General features: G+C 73.6%; 11 protein-coding genes and 1 pseudogene. 8 read left to right on the top strand and 4 right to left on the bottom strand.

Annotation, left to right across the window (positions count from 1 at the left end; genetic code table 11):
• Positions 1–54 precede the first annotated feature (54 nt).
• Entirely contained in the window at positions 55–1,068 is a 1,014-nt protein-coding gene (locus tag ABD339_RS04225) for a mechanosensitive ion channel family protein (RefSeq protein ID WP_344562197.1), read from the bottom strand.
• Between the two features lie 277 nt (positions 1,069–1,345).
• On the opposite strand from ABD339_RS04225, the gene ABD339_RS04220 reads away from it, so the two are divergent.
• The gene (locus tag ABD339_RS04220; protein ID WP_344562195.1) at positions 1,346–1,885 is read left to right on the top strand and encodes an HNH endonuclease; all 540 of its coding nucleotides are present in this window, start codon (positions 1,346–1,348) and stop codon (positions 1,883–1,885) included.
• 94 nt (positions 1,886–1,979) lie between these two features.
• On the opposite strand, the gene ABD339_RS04215 is transcribed toward ABD339_RS04220, so the two are convergent.
• On the bottom strand, positions 1,980–5,552 hold the full coding sequence (locus tag ABD339_RS04215) for a beta-N-acetylglucosaminidase domain-containing protein (RefSeq protein ID WP_425575881.1): 3,573 nt from the start codon (positions 5,550–5,552) through the stop codon (positions 1,980–1,982).
• Positions 5,553–6,259: 707 nt separating this feature from the next.
• Between ABD339_RS04215 and ABD339_RS04210 the strand changes: the two genes are divergently transcribed.
• The 5 genes and pseudogenes from ABD339_RS04210 (at position 6,260) to ABD339_RS04190 (ending at position 11,089) form a co-directional block, all read left to right on the top strand.
• Positions 6,260–6,538, top strand: coding sequence for a hypothetical protein (locus ABD339_RS04210; RefSeq protein WP_344562193.1), 279 nt, complete (start codon positions 6,260–6,262; stop codon positions 6,536–6,538).
• Entirely contained in the window at positions 6,538–8,958 is a 2,421-nt protein-coding gene (gene malQ / locus ABD339_RS04205) for a 4-alpha-glucanotransferase (protein ID WP_344562191.1), read from the top strand. Before ABD339_RS04210 ends, malQ begins: the two co-directional genes overlap by 1 nt.
• A gap of 2 nt (positions 8,959–8,960) precedes the next feature.
• Positions 8,961–9,554: pseudogene (locus ABD339_RS04200) on the top strand (hypothetical protein); the annotation flags it as partial.
• A gap of 47 nt (positions 9,555–9,601) precedes the next feature.
• Positions 9,602–9,853, top strand: a complete 252-nt coding sequence (locus ABD339_RS04195) for a hypothetical protein (protein WP_344562189.1) — start codon at positions 9,602–9,604, stop codon at positions 9,851–9,853.
• A gap of 117 nt (positions 9,854–9,970) precedes the next feature.
• A complete protein-coding gene (locus tag ABD339_RS04190) occupies positions 9,971–11,089 on the top strand; it encodes a hypothetical protein (RefSeq protein WP_344562187.1) in 1,119 nt (372 codons plus the stop codon).
• A gap of 32 nt (positions 11,090–11,121) precedes the next feature.
• Here ABD339_RS04190 and ABD339_RS04185 read toward each other — a convergent pair whose 3' ends face one another.
• Positions 11,122–12,813 (bottom strand): TIGR03767 family metallophosphoesterase, encoded by a 1,692-nt coding sequence (locus ABD339_RS04185; RefSeq protein ID WP_344562185.1) that lies wholly within the window; start codon positions 12,811–12,813, stop codon positions 11,122–11,124.
• 458 nt (positions 12,814–13,271) lie between these two features.
• Between ABD339_RS04185 and pepN the strand changes: the two genes are divergently transcribed.
• Positions 13,272–15,848, top strand: coding sequence for an aminopeptidase N (gene pepN / locus ABD339_RS04180; protein ID WP_344562183.1), 2,577 nt, complete (start codon positions 13,272–13,274; stop codon positions 15,846–15,848).
• Positions 15,849–16,007: 159 nt separating this feature from the next.
• On the opposite strand, the gene snpA is transcribed toward pepN, so the two are convergent.
• A complete protein-coding gene (gene snpA, locus ABD339_RS04175) occupies positions 16,008–16,679 on the bottom strand; it encodes a snapalysin (protein WP_344562181.1) in 672 nt (223 codons plus the stop codon).
• A 246-nt stretch (positions 16,680–16,925) separates the two neighbouring features.
• Between snpA and ABD339_RS04170 the strand changes: the two genes are divergently transcribed.
• Positions 16,926–17,912, top strand: a complete 987-nt coding sequence (locus ABD339_RS04170) for a LysR family transcriptional regulator (RefSeq protein WP_344562179.1) — start codon at positions 16,926–16,928, stop codon at positions 17,910–17,912.
• The last annotated feature ends 36 nt before the right edge of the window (positions 17,913–17,948 follow it).

Raw genomic sequence — 17,948 nt, 5'->3', positions numbered from 1 at the left:
TCAGGCCCGAAGAGCGGGGCGCCTCCACTGGAGACCCCCGCCAGGGGGCTGCGCTCAGCGCTGTTGGAAGGGGATGCCGTCGCCCTTGTCCAGCGGGACGGCCGGGCGGGTGGCCTGGAGGGCCAGGGCGTGGTCGTCCACGATCTCGATGCCGCGCGCGTCCAGCGCCTTCTTGATGCGCCAGCGCAGTTCCCGCTCGGCGCCCAGGCTCTTGCCGGGCATCGTCTTGGCCGACACCCGCAGCACCATGGAATCCAGCGTCACCTCATCCAGCCCCAGCACCTCGACGGGCTCCCAGAGGACCTCGTCCCACGGGCTCTCCTCGCTCATCTCCTCGCCCGCCGTGACGATCGCGGTCCGTACCTCTTCCAGGTCCTCACCGGAGCGCACCTGGACGTCGAGCATCGCCATGGCCCAGCCCTGGCTGAGGTTGCCGACGCGCTTGATCTCGCCGTTGCGGATGTACCAGATCTCGCCGCCGTCGCCGCGCAGCTGCGTCACCCGCAGCCCGATCTCCATGACGACGCCGGACGCCTCGCCCACATCGACCCGGTCACCCACCCCGTACTGGTCCTCCAGCAGCATGAACATGCCCGCCAGTACGTCGGTCACCAGGTTGCGGGCGCCGAAGCCCAGTGCTACGCCCGCCACACCCGCGCTGGCCAGCAGCGGAGCGAGGTTGATGCCGAGCCCGGAGAGCACGGTCAGCGCGGCGGTGCCCAGGATTACGAACGAGGCGACGCTGCGCAGGATGGAGCCGATGGCCTCGGAGCGCTGCCTTCTGCGCTCGCCGTTCACCAGCAGCCCGCGCAGCGCGTTGCCGCTGTCCACGACCTCGGCCCTGCGGTTCATCCGGGCTATGAGCTTGGTGATGGCGCGCCGGATGACGTAGCGCAGCACCACGGCGACAACGCAGACGAAGACGATCCGCACCCCGGTCGCCAGCCAGTCCGACCAGTTCTCCTGGAACCATCCGGCGGCCTCGTCGGCGGACTTCTGAGCGTCCTGCAAGGAGCGCGGCGCCTGCGGGCCGTCGGGCGAAGGGGAGGCGCTGAGCAGCCAATACACAGGGGTGACCTTCCGTGCGAGTCAGATCCGTGGAGGCGGGCGTCCGGATGCCGCGACCACACTAACGGCGCAGAGCCTTCACATTTGTTGTCACTGAGCAGTATGGGATCAGGTATTCGAGGGGGGAGCCTGTTCCGGCACGGGAAGCAGCGGGTGTGGTCCAAAACACGCTCGACGGGTTGCCCGGTCGTGGTGGCGAAGTGACCAGGGCACGGGACACACTGAGGGGAGATCGTCCCGGCGCGAGCCACGCGCCGCCGACGTACAAGGAGGCACCGTGCCGCATGTCCTGGTCCTCAACGCGTCGTACGAGCCACTGGGCGTCGTACCACTCCGGCGCGCGCTCATCCTCGTCCTCAACGAAAAGGCGGTCAGCCTGGAGGACTCCGGCGCACTGATGCGCAGCGCGACCCACGTCATACCCGCCCCGAGTGTCGTCCGCCTCAAGCGGTTCGTGAGGGTGCCCTTCCGCGGCGCCGTCCCGCTCACGCGCCGCGCGCTGTTCGCCAGGGACGGCGGACGCTGCGCCTACTGCGGTGGCGTCGCAACCAGCGTCGATCATGTCATCCCGCGCAGCAGGGGAGGGGCCCACGCCTGGGAGAACGTCGTGGCGGCCTGCCGCCGCTGCAACCATGTGAAGGCGGACCACCATGTGGCGGAGCTGGGCTGGCGGTTGCGCCATCAACCCGCGCCGCCCTCCGGCCTCGCCTGGCGCATCATCGGCACGGGGCATAGGGACCCGCGCTGGCTGCCCTACCTTCAGCCATACGGCGCGGACGACGACCTCGCCCGGATCGACGGCAGATCCACTGCCTGAGATCCGGGCGTTGTCGTTGTCACGGCGAGCGCCCTTCCCGTGACGCAGCCGCGCCGCAGCCCGAGCGGCGACAGGTCCCGCGAGTGGCGCCGTTCTACGGTGTGCCCCCGGCCCGGCGCGCGTGCCGGGCCCTGCCGCCGTCCACGGCGTAGATCCTGACCGACCACAGCGAGATGCCGTAGCGCGTCGCCCGCTCGTCGCCCTGGACGCGGACGAAGCGGGTGCCGGCGGGGGCGTCCATCCGGACCGACTCCTTGCCGCCCCGGCCCTCGCGCACGGTCGCAGCGGTGCGCCAGCGCCTGCCGTCGGGCGAGACCTGGATCCGGTAGCGGGAGGCGTAGGCGTCCTGCCAGTGCAGCACCACCTGCCCCACCCGCGCCGGGCGCGCCAGCCGTACCTGCACCCACGCGCCGTCCACGGCGGGCGAGGACCAGCGCGTGCCGCGCCTGCCGTCCGTGACGGCGGCGGCTGGGAAGTCCTCCGTCTCGTCCGCCGAGGAGCGCGCCCGCCCCGCCCGCGCGAGGTCCGGGCCCGAGGTGCGGGGGACGGCCCGCACGGTCAAGGTGGCCCGCTCGCCGCCGAAGGAGACCGGCATCCGGTAGGTGCCCGCCTTGACCGAGCTGTCCGCCGTGATCCGCAGCGGCACCTCCACCGTCCCGCCGTGCCGCACGGTCGAGCGCGCCGGAGTGCGGACGGTGAAGCCACTGGGCGCCTGGGCCGTGACCTTGCCGCGCGTGTCCGAGGGCCGGTGTCCGGTCAGTCGCGCGTGCGCCCGTGCGGCGCTCCCGCCGATCACCGCGTCCACAGGGGTGCGGGGCAGCGCCAGCGAGGCACTCGGGAGGTCCGCGTACCAGGGGGTGATCTCGTGGACGACGGGCGGCCCGGTGTCCTCGTCCCACACCAGACGCAGCGCGTCCACCGGGTCCCCGCCGTGCTCCTGCCCCGCCGTCAGCCGGGTCCAGCCGGTCCGCGAGAGGGGTCCGAGGCTGTGCCAGCCCTTGCCCGCAATGTGTGCCCGCACGGTCGCACGGGTGCCCGACCCCGGCCCGGTCAGCACGGTGACGGCACGCAGCGGACGCGCCTCGGGCAGGGTGAGCGTCAACGCCGGGCGCCGCCCCGCCGCCTCCGGGCCGCCGCCCCGCGAGGGGGGTACGAGCATGGGCGGGTCGGCCGGGGCGAAGCGCCCGGCTGCCGGTGCGCCCGCGGCGCGGTAGGCCGTGGCCGGGTCGCCGTCCACGGCGGAGGAAAGCGGGGAGCCGGGATCGGCGTCGGGGACACCGTGGGCGACCGGCTTCCGGCCGGTAGCGCGGTGGGGCGAGGTGGACCGGGACGCTCCCGATGCGTCTGAGGGCCCGGGCCGCCCCGATGCTCCGGACACCCCCGACGGTCCGGACCCTGCCGCCGCTCCGGACCCTGACGCTCCGGAAGTCTCCGGTGCTCCGGATGCCTTGCCGTCTTTCGCGTCCGCCGGATGCCTGGCGTTTTCACCGGAGGTGCGGCCGGAACGGGAGGAAGTGCCCGAGCCCGGGCGGGAGGATCCGTGGGAGCCCGCGGAGGCCGGGGCACCGCCGTCGCTCCGGGGCTGCCGTACGCCCGTCCACGCGTCCGAGAGCCGGAGCGCCTTGTCGGCGAAAGAGGGCAGCACGCCCTTGCCGACCGTGGCCGCGCGCCTGCCCCGCTGCTCACTCTCCGCGCGCAGCCGCCGGACATCCAGCTGGGCCCGCCAGACCTCCGCTCCGTCGCCCCGGGCCTGGGCCAGCACCATGTCCACCGCTCGCTCACCGGCCCCGCCCAGCCGGGAGAGCTGGGCCAGCCATGGCCCGGCCTCCTGGGCGAGCGCGGAGGGCACCCGCGAGGGCGCCGTACGCATCGTGGAGAAGGCAGTACGCAGCCGCGCGCCGGCCCTGGCCAGCTCCTCCCGGTCGCCGCGCTCGTAGGCCCTCCAGAAGGCGGCCACCAGCGGGCGCACATACGCCGACTCCGCGCCGTCGAGCACCGAGGAGGCGTCGTTGGCCGCCAGCGCGTGCACCGCGGCCCGGGTACGCGGGTCGGCGTCCGGCCCGCCCGCCGCCTCCTCGACGGCCGCCCGCCAGGACTCCCGCGGGCGGTATCCGCGCGGATTCCAGGCGTAGTCGGCCGCTGTGAACAGCGGGATGCGGGAGGCCACCGGCTGCTCCATCGCGTTGGTGAGCAGCGCCGCCGATCCGTCCGCGACGGCGGGGTCCCTGCCTTGGTAGGGGCCGAGGAAGACGCGGTCCGGCGCGTAGTCGTTGACCGGATAGTTGTCCAGCGTCACCAGCCGGTGGCGCGGGAACGCCGCCCGGGAGCCCGCCAGTTCACCGCCCGTGATGGTGCGCGGGACGACCCCGACGCCGCTCCAGGCGATCTGGACCCGGTCATCCAGGCGCTCGGCGAGCGCGGCGCGGTAGTCGGTCCTGCCCTTTTGGTAGAACTCCGTCGGCACCACCGACAGCGGCTCCGCGTCCGGATGGCTCCTGGCCAGGTGAGCGGCGGCCTCGTTGGCCAGCTCCGCCTGCGCCCGGGCCGCCGCCTCGGGGCCCGAACCGTAGGTGTCGGCGTCCGCGTCGCAGTGCCACTCGCTGTAGCTGACATCCTCGAACCGCAGCTGGAAGGAGCGCATGCCCAGCGCGCGCATGGCGTCCAGCTTGCGCAGGAGGGCCTTGCGGTCGCCCGCCGAGGAGAAGCACAGGTTCTGCCCGGGGGAGACGGCCCAGCCCAGTACGACGTGGTTGCGTGCGGCGCGCTCGGCCAGCTGCCGGAATGCCGCTCGCTGCCCGGCCGGATACGGGTCGCGCCAGCGGGCGGCCTGGCGGTACGGGTCGTCGCCCGGCGCGTAGAGGTAGTGGTTCTGCTTGGTGCGGCCCAGGAAGTCCAGTAGGGCCAGGCGCTGTTCGCTCGTCCAGGGCTGTCCGTAGAAGCCCTCGGCGGTCCCGCGTACCGGGGTGGCGGGCCAGTCGTGTACGGCGACCCCGGGGAAGCCGTACGCGCCGTCGCGCCGCGTGACGAGCTGCCGGAGGGTCTGGGCCGCGTGGAACAGCCCGTCGCCGCCGGTCCCTTCGAGAGCCACGGTGTCGCGTCCGCCGTAGGTCCCGGCCGCCAGCCGGTAGCCGCCTCGGGGCAGACCGGAGCGCGAGGGAGCGTGCAGGGCACGCAGCGCGCCCTCGGCGGACTCGGCGCCCACCCGTACGACGAGGCTGCCCTCAGGGATCTCCCCCTCCCGTAACTCCGGACGGTGCGCGGCCCCGGAGGCACTGCCGGAGCCGCCATCCGAGCGGCCCGGCCCCGCACGCGTACCGGATGCCCCCGGACGCGCGTCCGGCGTCGGCTCGTGACCCGCCTGCCCGGCACGTGCCTCGCGTACGGCGCGCACCCCGGCGGCGCGCAGGGTCTCGCGGATCACGTCCAGCGCGTACGGGTCGGCGCCCCGGTCGGCGATCAGCGCGGCCTCGGGGTGCGCGGGGACGAACGGGCCCCGCTCGCGCATCGCCCGTGGGCGCGGCCAGACCGGCGGCAGCCCGCCGCGCGCGTGGTCATCCGGAACGTCCGCCGCCGGTCCCTCGGCCACAGGCGGGGGAGTGGCCTGTGCCGAAGGCGCGCCCCCGATCAGCCCGGAGGCCACCGTGGCCGTGAGCGCGGCGGCGCCCACCCGACACCAGCCGCCGGACCTGACCGCATCGACACCTGTAGCCCCGGGCGGCACCTTCCGGCCCCCGCCGCCGCGCGCCGCTCCACCCAACGCTTCCTCCCCGTTGTTCGTCGTAGTTCGTCCGCCCGCGTCCGCTCTGTGCCCGCACAGTGCCCGTACCGCTGTCCGTCTGCTGTCCGTCCGCTGTGCGGCCGGGTTCTCGGCCCGCTTCGCCGGACCGCGCCCCGCCACGGCGAGGCCGTTCGCGTTCCGTGTCCGCGCGGTCACGTTTCCGTCGGCACGGTATGCACGCTGATGCCCCGGAACGCCACGGAGTGCCGCAGGTCTGCCGTAACGAGGGACAGCCCCTCGGCGTGCAATGCGGCGAAATACGGAGGAAAAGCGCAGGAGGGGGAGGGGTGGGAGAGGCTCGGGGCACCAGATGCCTTGAGGGAATACGGGTCACCGGATGCCTGGTGGGAGGCCGGGGTGCCGGGTGCGGGCGGACCGTTCCGCAGGGAGGGGCGTCCCGAAGGGTGGGCCGTAAATCCTGTCGCGAGATGCCCGATTAGTCCCCTGAGTCTCCTTTCCTGAGGCGTGCGGATCGGTAAATCGTCGCGGGAACCGACGTGAGCTGGGACACGTTCCCTCGCTGGATACGTCTGCGCGCCCGCCGACTGGGTAAGGCGAGTCCTGTCCGACCTTTCGTCAACGAACGGAGGCCCACCGTGGCCGCGTCCGCTGAACTCCTGATGTCCGCCCTCTCGCCGCTCCCCCAGCAGAGGGCACTCTCCAAACGAGGGCACGAGCCGGTAGACCTGTCCGGTGTGTCCGACCCCGACTCCGGACTCGACGGCTCGTGCACCTGCTGTGCCGATGCCCCCCTCACCAGCGAGCCCCCACTCGCCGACGCCACCCCGCTGACCAGCGAGCCGCCGCTCGCCGAAGCGCCGCTGACCAGCGAGCCGACCGGCCTCGGTTTCGGCACGGAGCCAGCGGAGATCTGATGAGCCGCCCCCAGGCTCCGCCCGGGGGGACCCCTCTCGCGCGGCTCGCCGCGGCGCACGGGGTCTCGCTCTCCTACGCGCCCGCACCGGGCCACGAGGTCCAGGTGCCGGAGGAAACGGTCGTCTCCGTGCTCGCGGCCCTCGGCGTCGATGCCACCACCCCGGCCGCCGTCCGCGCGGCGCTGGAGCGGCACGAGTGGGACAGCAGCCGACTGCTCCCGCCCACCGTCGTGCTGCGCTCCGGCGCGCACACCGGCTCCGCGTACACCGGCTCCGCACGCTCCGGCTCCGTGCCCGCCGGACCCGCACGTACCGGTTCGGCTCACACCCACCCCGCACATCCGGAGCCGCCGTCACTCAGCGGTACGCGCCGGGAGTTATCCCCCCGGTCACCAGGGCCCGGCGTGGCCCCCGGTCAAGGCGCCGGCACCGGCCGCCCTTCCGGGCGGCCCTCCGTGACGGGCGCGCTCGCCGCGCTCCCCGAAGGCACGGTCCTGCGCGTCGTCACCGACAGTGGCGAGACCCTCGACTGGGGGCCCGGCGTCGCGCTGCCGCCCGGCGTGCACACCCTGTTCGCCCACGCCCCCGACGACCGCGCGGCCCACAGCACGTTCATCGTCGCCCCCGAACTCTTCCCGGCTCCCCGGGTGCGGCCCGGCCGCACCCGGGGAGCCGGGGTGCTGGTCCAGCTCTACTCCCTGCTCTCCTCGCGCTCCTGGGGCATGGGCGACCTCGCCGACCTCAGTGACCTGGCCGGGTGGGCGGGGCGCACGCTGGGCGCCGACTTCATCCAGCTCAACCCGCTGCACAGCGCGGTACCGGCGGCTGCGGGCGCCCGCATGGACCCCTCGCCGTACCGCCCCTCCTCGCGGCGCTTCCCCGACCCCGTCCACCTGCGGATCGAGGAGATCCCCGAGTACGCCTACCTGGACGCGCACGACCGGCAGCGGGCCGCCGCGCTGCTCACGCGTGCCGCGGCGCTGCGGGACGCGGTGCTGCGCAAGGACGCGCACATCGAGCGGGACGCCGTGTGGGGCCTCAAGCGCCAGGCGCTGGAGCTGGTGCGCCGGGTCCCGCTCGGGCCGGGCCGGCGCGCGGCGTACTGCGACTTCCTGGCCGAGCGCGGCCAGGCGCTGGAGGACTACGCGACCTGGTGCGCCTTCGCCGAGCTGCACGGCCCCGACTGGCGCTCCTGGCCCGCCGGGCTCGACGACCCCCGCTCGGCGCGCACCGCCCTCGTCCGCGACGAGCACATGGAGCGCGTCGACTTCCACTGCTGGGCCGCCTGGCTCACCGACGGCCAGCTCGCCGCGGCGCAGCGCGGCGCCCGCGAGGCCGGGATGCCCGTCGGGCTGGTGCACGACCTGGCCGTCGGCGTCCACCCGAGCGGCGCCGACGCCTGGGCGCAGCAGGAGATCCTCGCGCAGGGCATCACCGTCGGCGCGCCCCCCGACGCCTTCAACGCGCGCGGGCAGGACTGGGGGCTGCCGCCCTGGCGGCCGGACGCGCTGGCGGAAACGGGCTACGCGGCCTACCGCGAGGTGCTGTCCGGGCTGCTGCGGCACGCGGGCGCGCTGCGCGTCGATCATGTGATGGGCCACTCGCGGCTGTGGTGGGTCCCCGAGGGCCGTCCGCCCACGGAGGGCACGTATGTGCGGTACGACACCGAGGCCATGCACGGCGTCCTCGCGCTGGAGGCGCACCGGGCGCGCGCCGCGGTCATCGGCGAGGACCTGGGCACGGTCGAGCCGGGAGTCCGCGCGCAGCTGGCCGCCCGCCGGATGCTGGGCACCTCCGTCCTGTGGTTCGAGCGCGACTACGCGGCACGCGTACGGGATTCCGTACCTGATTCCGTACGGGAACGGGACCCCGCACACGAAGGAGATCCCGCACCGGACGCCGGTGCGGGCACGGGCCCGGGCGCGGAGGCGGCGCGCGGGAGGGCGGCGCCGCTGCTGCCGGAGCGCTGGCGCACCGACTGCCTGGCGACGGCGACCACGCACGATCTGCCCAGCACGGCCGCACGCCTGACCGGCGACCATGTCGAACTGCGCGCACGCCTCGGGCTGCTGGCCCGGCCGGTGGCCGGCGAGCGCGCCGCCGACCGGGCCGAACTCGCCGAGTGGCTCTCGCTGTTCGAGTCCCTGGGCCTGCTGCCGGAGGGGAGGGGTGATGAGGAGGGCCAGATCAAGGCGGTCTACCGCTTCCTGGCCAGAACCCCCGCCCGGATGCTCGGAGTCTGGTTGCCGGATGCCGTGGGCGACCGCCGGGCGCAGAACGTACCCGGCACCAGTGACGCGTATCCGAACTGGCGCCTCCCCCTCGCCGACGCGCACGGCCGCCCCGTCTCTCTGGAAGACCTTGTGACCTGCCCCCGCGTCCGCGCGCTCTTCGCCGACCTTCGCGAGGCCCTGGGCTGACCCTGGACCCGTCGGTGAGGTACCTCCAGTGGTATCCGGCCGAGGCGGACGTCTCCAACCGCCCCGGCTGGTACCACCACCCCGGCCAGCAGCCCAAACCGGCGGCCCGGCTGCTCTCGCTCTACGAACAGAGCGTCGGGCGCAACGCCTCGCTCCTGCTGAACGTCCCGCCCGCGCGCGACGGCCGCATCGACGAGGCCGACATCCGCGAACTGACCGCGTTCGGCAAGGCGGTACGCGGCATCTACGGCACCGACCTGAACGCGGCGGAGCCCGGCCCGCGCACCTTCGACCGGGTCGGGCTGGGCGAGGACATCCGCAACGGCCGGCGGGTCGAGAAGTTCACCGTCGAGGCCCGCGCGGGCGGCGAGTGGCGGCGGATCGCCTCCCGTACCACGATCGGCCACCGCCGCATCCCGGCGCTGTCCGAACCGGTGACGGCCGACAAGGTGCGGGTCACGGTGCGGCAGAGCCGGGCCACACCGCATCTGAAGCCCGTCACCCTGCATCTGGCCCGGACGCCTCTTGCGGGCGGCGGCCCGCACCTGGCCGGTGACCAGGGGGGACGGCCGGGCGGCCCGGTGGCGGGGCGATAAGAGCACCCCGGCGCGCGGTCCGTTCACCCGTCCGATATGTTGGCTGTGTGAGCAACAAGGTCAACAAGAACGCCCTGCGCGCCGGAACGGTCACCGCCGGCGCGACGCTGATGATGCTGCTGTCGTCTCCCGCCTTCGCGCTCACCCGCGACGACGGCGACGACCCGGGCCCCGGCCTCAGCATCGCCGAGACCCTCGGGCTGTATGTCGCCGCTCCCATCGTGCTCTTCCTCGTGATCGCCGCACTGGTCACCATCGGCGACAAGAGCGGCAAGAAGAGCGGCAGCCGTACCAGCTGACGGGCGCCGCATTATCGGCGTTCGAACTGCCGTGCTTTAGGACAGGCTTGTCCGCTTTTGGCGACAGCTCTGTTACACACGTTGGCTGCGGGGACTTCGCGGGGAATCGCGGAGAGCATGACGCACAACGCACCGCTCTCGCCCCGTCCCCTCAGTCACCTTCCCGAAGCCCGGCGCAGCGTGATGACCGCTGGCGCCCTGCGCGAGCACGGCATCACCGCCGCCATGGCCGAGGAACGCTGCCGCCCGGGGGGCCCGTGGCGGATGCTGCTCCCCGGCGTGTGCCTGCTCCACACCGGCGAGCCCACCAGCGAGGAACGGCTGCGGGCCGCCCTGCTGTACGCGAGTGACCACCCCGCCGGATCCACCGGCCCCAGCTGTCCGAGCGGACCCAACAGCCCCAGTGCTCCCCGCTGTCCGAGCGGCCCCCCTGGCCCCCGGACCGAAGCGGCCGGCGCGCCACCGGGCCCGGCCGGAGCGCCGGGGCTGACGCACGGGGCGATGATCACCGGGCTGGCGGCGCTCGCACTGCACTGCTTCAGCGCCGTCCCCTCGCTGCTGTCGCTGGAGCGCATCGACGTCCTCATCCCGCGCGGACGCGGGCCGCGCTCGGCCGGGTGCGTGCGCATCGTGCGGACCCGGGCCCTCCCCGAACCCGAAGAGATCACCGGGCTGCCCGTGGCCCCCGTGCCGCGCGCGCTGGCCGACGCCGTCGCCGGGCTGGAGGACGCCACCTTGGTGCGGCGGCTGCTGACCGAGGCGGTGCGCGGCGGGCACTGCGAGCCGCAGCCGGTGCTGCACGAGCTGGCCAGGGCCCGGCTGCTGGGCAGGCCGCACGTGACGGACGCCGTGGACGGGCTGCTCGCCGAGGGCCGCGCGCTGGCCGAGGGAAGCCTGTACGACATGGTCTTCCAGCACGGCCTGCCCGACCCCTGCTGGAACGTCGAGCTGCGGGTGCCGGGCGGCCCCGGACTGGGCACGGTCGATGCCTACTGGCCCGATCACGCGGTGGCGCTGGAGATCGCCGCGCGGCCGGTACCCGGGAGTGGCGAGGAGGTGTGGGGCGCGTACGCGCGCAAGCGCGAGACCCTCGAACGCCTCGGCGTCACCGTCGTGTACGTCACTCCCGCGAAGCTGCGGGACTCCCTCGCCCAGCAGGCCGCCGTGGTCCGCACAGCGCTGATGACATCCGCCGAACGCGAACCGGCCGCCCTGGTCACCGTCCTACCGCGCTGAAGGCCCGTCATCGACGAGCCGGGACACCACACCTACGGCTTGCGCAGCAGCAGTTCGGTGTTGCGGTCCGTCTCGTCGCCCGCCAATCCGGTGCGCGCCCCGGGGGAGTTGAAGGCCAGCTCCCGGTAGAGGGAGGCCAGACCGGTCTGTGACAGGTCGCTGAAGTCCGTGCGGTGCGGGGCCGCCGACTCGATGAGCGTGGTGAACAGCGAGAGCGTGCCGTCCCTGTTGTCGACCAGCTCTACCGCGCGGGCGAGCTGGGGGAAATCGACGTGGGAGGCGGTGCTGATCTCCCAGAAGGAGCCGTGCGCGGTGATGCGGTTGAGGTGGCTGTGCCCGTTGATCCAGGCCACCGCGTGCGGATGGGCCCTCAGCAGCTCCACCAGACGCGTGCCGCCCTCGGGGATCGTGGTGCTGGTGTGGTGGCTGAAGATGAGCGCGTACTCGTCCTTGTGCCGCTTGAGCTGCCGCTCCAGCCAGCGCAGTTGGGCCTCGCCGAGACGGCCCGCGTAGTGGCCGTCGCGCCGGGTCGTATCGAGGCTGAAGCCCCGCACGTTCTCGGAGATCCGGAACGAGAAGTAGAGCCGCTCCTCCTCGGCGTCGGCCTCGGTGTAGCCGTGCCCGGCCGGGCCCTCGCCCCGCGCCCGGGGTGCGGTCAGCGCCCGTACGTACTCGCGGGGGGTGAAAGGGGCGCGGTCCGGATCGGGGGTGACCTCGCGCATGTGGCGGCGCTGGGAGCGCAGCACCTCCTCCCAGTGCAGGCCCTTGGGATCCAGGCCCTTCTCGACCGCCTGCCACAGCCGCGCCCCGGTCTCCCCGGGCAGGCTCATCAGCTTCCGGCCGCCCGTGGCGAAGTCCGCGAGGAAGCCGCGCGAGCGGGCCGAGGCGAAGCAGCCGCCCGGCAGCGCGTCATGGTTGCCGACGGTGGCGTACCACGGCAGCGCGAGCCCGGGGCTGGTCACCTCGCGTATCGCGGCGCGCAGGAAGCCGCGCATACGCGGGAAGCCGAGCGCCTTGTCGCGGTCGCGCACATCCGAGTCGGGCTGCCAGAACGCCGCCAGACCGCTGTCCTGCACGCCTTCGTACAGCCGGGGATCGCCGGTGTTGGGCCGGATCCGGCCGCCGCTCATGACCTTGATGAACCAGTCCAGTTCGGCGTGGGAGTTGTTGTCGGTGTTGTCGCCCGTGGTGACGACGCAGGAGAGCGAGGCGCCGGTCGCGGGCCCGCCCGCCAGCGCGTTGACCCGCTCGACGAGCGAGACCGCCCCGGCGACCGACAACGCCTCCTGCGGACGCCACGCGCTGGTGGTCCGGTCGCGCAGATACTCGTAGCGCAGCGGGTGCTGAACATCCACCAGGTGCATGTCGGTGAACTGCACGAACGCGGCCAGCGGCACTCCGCGCGCCGCGCGACGGGCATCGCCGCGCGCCAGGTCGGATCTGACCACCCGGCGCCAGCCGGGACCGGTCTCCAGCCGCCGGAAGGGGCCCTCGCCGCCTGGCCGGGCCACCCCGGTGAGGGTGGTTCCGGCATGCGGCGCGCCCACCGCCGCCGGGCCGGGGGGCGCGCCGCCGTGGCGGTGGCGCGGCAGAGCGGCGGGGGACGCGGGTGCGGCGGGCGCGCTCGTGGGGGCCGAGGCCGATCCGACCGCGGCGGCGGCGCCCGCCGACCCCGCCAGGGCCAGGACGGCCCGGCGGCGCGGGCCCCGCCGGGGCGCGGGCACGGAAGCCGGAGCGGCGGAAGCCCGAGCGAGGGGAGCGGAACCGGAGGGAGTGCAACCGGAAGGGCTGGAGGCGGACGGGCCGGACGGGTCGGCAGGACCGGAGGGGCCGGACGGGTCGGCAGGACCGGAGGGGCCGGACGGGCCGCGAGGGGGAGTGGAAGCGGGAGTGGGAGGGGACGCGGAAGGGGAGGAAGCGGAGCCGGCGGGCAGAGCGGACTGCGAGTGGCTGCTGCGGGACATACAGTCTCCCGGTACGGGGGGCCGGAGGGGCGGAAACCCCCTCCTCCTGTGTCTTCGGCAGCCCGGATGACCCCCGCTTGAACGGCATGGGAACGCCCGCCACCGGTCGTCACAACCGCGTGGAAGGATGGCGCCAGGACGACATCGCAGAGACGACAAAACCGCCGAGATCCGGCCGGGACCCGGCCGGGCTCCGGCCCGAGTGGGGAGATCACGAAGTGCCTGGCACGAATCTGACGCGCGAAGAGGCCCAGGAGCGGGCCCGGCTGCTGACCGTGGACTCGTACGAGATCGAGCTGGACCTGAGCGGGGCGCAGGACGGGGACGCGACGTTCCGCTCGGTGACCACCGTCCGCTTCTCCGCGGCCGAGGCGGGCGACAGCTTCATCGACCTGGTCGCACCCGCGGTGCGCGAGGTCACGCTGGACGATGAGCCGCGCGACCCGGCCGCCGTCTTCGCCGACTCCCGTATCGCGCTCCAGGGGCTCACCCCCGGCGCGCACCGGCTGCGGGTGGTGGCCGACTGCGCCTACACCAACAGCGGTGAGGGTCTGCACCGCTTCGTGGACCCGGTCGATGACCAGGCGTACCTCTACACCCAGTTCGAGGTGCCCGACGCGCGGCGGGTCTTCGCCAGCTTCGAGCAGCCCGACCTGAAGGCCACCTTCCAGTTCACCGTCACGGCTCCGAAGGGCTGGACGGTGATCTCCAACTCCCCGACCCCCGAGCCGGCCCAGGCCGTGTGGCGGTTCGCACCCACCCCCCGGATCTCCAGCTACATCACGGCGATCATCGCGGGCCCGTACCACTCGGTGCACAGCGCCTGGGAGGGCGAGGGCCGCAGCGTGCCGCTGGGCGTCTACTGCCGCCCCTCCCTCGCGGAACACCTCGACGCGGACGCGATCTTCGAGGTCACCCGGCAGGGCTTCGACTGGTTCCAGGAGAAGTTCGACTACCCCTACCCGTTCGAGAAGTACGACCAGCTCTTCGTGCCCGAGTTCAACGCGGGCGCGATGGAGAACGCCGGCGCGGTCACCATCCGCGACCAGTACGTCTTCCGCTCCAAGGTCACCGACGCGGCCTACGAGGTCCGCGCGACGACGATCCTGCACGAGCTGGCCCACATGTGGTTCGGCGACCTGGTCACCATGGAGTGGTGGAACGACCTGTGGCTGAACGAGTCGTTCGCCACCTACGCCGAGGCCGCCTGCATGGCAGGCGCGCCGGGGACGCGCTGGCCGCACTCCTGGACGACCTTCGCCAACCAGATGAAGACCTGGGCCTACCGCCAGGACCAGCTGCCCTCCACCCACCCGATCATGGCGGACATCAGCGACCTGGACGATGTCCTGGTCAACTTCGACGGAATCACCTACGCCAAGGGCGCCTCCGTCCTCAAGCAGCTGGTCGCCTACGTCGGCGAGGAGGAGTTCTTCCAGGGCGTGCGCACCTACTTCAAGCGCCACGCGTGGGGCAACGCCCGGCTGGCGGACCTGCTCGGCGCGCTGGAGGAGACCTCCGGCCGCGACCTGAAGAGCTGGTCGAAGGCGTGGTTGGAGACCGCCGGCATCAACGTCCTGCGGCCCGAGATCCACACCGCCGAGGACGGCACCCTCACCGCGCTGGCCATCCGCCAGGAGGCCCCCGCACTGCCCGCCGGCGCCAAGGGAGACCCGACCCTGCGCCCGCACCGCCTCGGCGTCGGCTTCTACGACCTGGTGGAGGGCGAACTCGTCCGCACCGACAGCGTCGAGCTGGATGTGACCGGCGAGCTGACCGAGGTGCCGCTGCCCCGGGCCCGCAAGCGCCCCGACGTGCTGCTCCTCAACGACGGCGACCTCTCCTACGCCAAGGTGCGGCTGGACCCGGAGTCGCTGGCGTTCGTTACCCGCCACCTGGGCGACTTCGCCGACTCGCTGCCCCGCGCCCTGTCCTGGGCCTCCGCCTGGGACATGACGCGCGATGGTGAGCTGGCGGCCCGCGACTACCTCGCGCTCGTCCTCTCCGGCGTCGGCAAGGAGAGCGACATCGGCGTCGTCCAGACCCTGCACCGCCAGGTCAAGCTCGCCCTCGACCTGTACACGGCGCCCGCCTGGCGCGAGGAAGGGCTCACCCGCTGGGCCGGAGCCACCGAGGAGCACCTGCGCACCGCGCCCCCCGGCAGCGACCACCAGCTCGCCTGGGCCCGCGCCTTCGCCGCCGTCGCCCGCACCGACACCCAGCTCGACCTGCTCGCCGGGCTGCTCGACGGCAGCGAGACCATCGAGGGCCTGACCGTCGATACGGAGCTGCGCTGGGCCCTCCTCCAGCGGCTGGCCGCCACCGGGCGGGCCGGCGAGGCGGAGATCTCCGCCGAACTGGAGCAGGACCCCACCTCGGCGGGCGAGCGGCACGCGGCGGCGGCCCGCGCCGCCCGCCCCACCCCGGAGGCCAAGGCCGAGGCGTGGCACGCGGTGGTGGAGAGCGACACCCTGCCCAACGCGGTGCAGGAGGCCGTCATCTCCGGTTTCGTCCAGACCGACCAGCGCGCGCTGCTCGCGCCGTACACCGAGCGCTACTTCGCCGCCGTCAAGGACGTGTGGGAGCAGCGCAGCCACGAGATGGGCCAGCAGGTCGTCGTGGGCCTCTACCCCGCGATCCACGCCTCTCAGGAGACGCTGGAGGCCACCGACGCGTGGCTGGCCGCCGCCGAGCCGAGCGCCGCGCTGCGCCGGCTGATGACCGAGTCCCGCGCCGGAGTCGAGCGGGCGCTGTGCGCCCAGGCGGCGGACGAAGCGGCCGGCGCCTCGCGCTGACCCCCGCCACCCGGCACACTCCGGCCCCCGGCACGGAGCCGGGGGCCGGGGTGGGGGAAGACGGCGCGTCAGCGAGGCGGGGTCGTCGGCGCCGGCTCTGCGGAAAGGCGCCGGTTCTGCGGGAAGGCGGCGGGTCTCAGATGCGGGTGGCCGGCCGGGTCACTTGAAGGCGGCCTGGTCGAACGTCACCTTCGCGACGCCGTTCGCCCACAGCTGCTCGACCCGGGAGCGCTCGGCCGAGTTCGGCCGGTCGTTGGTGCAGGAGGTGCCGGGGCCGCCGCCGGACATCAGCTCCGAGCACGGGCCCGAGTAGTGGTCGGGCAGACCGAGCACGTGCCCGGTCTCGTGTGCGACGACGCGGTTCGAGCTGTACTGCTGGTTTTGCGCGTAGTCCAGGAAGACGTAGCCGCTGCCGTGCCCGTCGGTGTAGGCGTAGGAGCCGCGTGAGTCGTTGCCCTCCCGGTAGTCGAACGTCGCTCCGCTGCCCTCGGCGAGCTTCACGTTCTGCACGGCCGAGTTCCACACGGCCGTGCTGTTGGCTATCTGGCTGCGGAAGGTGGGGGCGCCGCCGGCGCTGTATTTGATGGTGACCTGCTGGAGGCCGGGCTTCTCGGCCTGCTTCTTGAGGGTCTCCTTGACGATGAACTCGAAGAACTTCTGGTTGGACTCCTTGCTCTCGCCCGTGAAGCTCCGGGGAGCCTTCGCCGCGCTGGAGTGGGAGGGGGCGGCGCTGTCGTCGGGAGCCGCCGAAGCGGAACCGGTGCCCAGGCTCAGGCTCACCGCCAGGCCCAGACCGAGCGTGGCAGCGAGAGCCGAAGTGCGGTGTCTCATGGGGGTCTCCTCCTATGCCGAGGGCCGGCGCCGCGCTCGGGGGGTGGTGACGTGGGGTGCGCCGCCGGTCCAACCGGACGGATTCCTGCTGCCGGAGAGTCTGTTCGAGGCGGCGGCGGCGCGGAATGATGCCACTCGGCGATAGGGCGGCCCTATCCCCGCCGCCCTCCCCGCCGCCCTTCCCTTCACCCGGGCCGGTACGTGACGGCCGGGCGGCCATCTGGTGAGACGTACGTCACCGCCGTTATGCTCCGGCCTGTGGAGCTCGAAGTAAGGCATCTTCGTGCACTGTGTGCGATCGCCGACGCGGGCAGCGTGCACAAGGCGGCCCGCCAACTGGGCATGGCACAGCCCTCGTTGACCACTCAGCTCAGGCGCATCGAGCAGGCCATCGGCGGCCAGCTCTTCTCCCGCGAGCGCACCGGCAGCAGGCCGACTCCGCTGGGCCGCTCCGTCCTCACCCGCGCCCGCCCCATCGTCGCCCAGATGACCGAACTGGTCACCGAGGCCAAGGACGCGGCAGGCTTCGGCGTACCCGGCGGCACCCCCCGGTTGCGGCTCGGCAGCACCGGCAGCAGGGCCATCCCCGGCTGGTTGCGCCGGCTGAACGCGCGGCTGACCGACACCGACATCACCTTCCAGACGGACGTCTCGGCCAACACCCTGCTGCGCATGGTCGCCGGCAACCAGCTCGACGCGGCCTTCGTGCACGAGGTGGAGGGCGCGCCGCTGCGCGTGCCCGACCGCGTGGAGCTGCGCGTCCTGGTGCGGCGCGAACCCCAGTTCGTCGCGGTGCCCGCCACCCATCCGGCGGCGCGGTCCGGGCGGCCGGTGCGGGTGACCGAGCTGGCCGGGGAGAAGTGGATGGTGGACCCCTCCGTGGACGGCGACTGGGACGGACTGCGGCAGGTGTTCGCCGCGGCGGACGTGGACCCGCGCATCGTCTACGGCGACTATCTGTCCGCCGGCGACCTGGTAGCGGCCGGCGAGGTCGTCACCCCCTGCCAGCCCACCGCCCAGCCCCGCCCCGGCATGGCGATCGTCCCCCTGCGCGACGACCCGCTGGGCGTACGGCTGGTGGTGGGCTTCAGGGTGGGGCGGGGGCTGGGCGAGGAGGGCGACGCGGTCTTCCGTGACCTGCGCGCCGCGTACGAGGAGGTGGCCTGGAACAGCCCCGCCTACGCGAGATGGCTCCGCGACCAGACCCACCCGTCCCTGCCGATAGTGGCCTGACACTCTGTCAGACGTCGGGAACGCCCCGAAAGGGGC

It is taken from the genome of Streptomyces axinellae (assembly GCF_039532135.1).
Classification (GTDB): Bacteria; Actinomycetota; Actinomycetes; order Streptomycetales; family Streptomycetaceae; genus Streptomyces; species Streptomyces axinellae.
The sequence above is the reverse complement of the archived record's forward strand: the minus strand, read 5'-3'. Positions and strand labels throughout refer to the sequence as shown.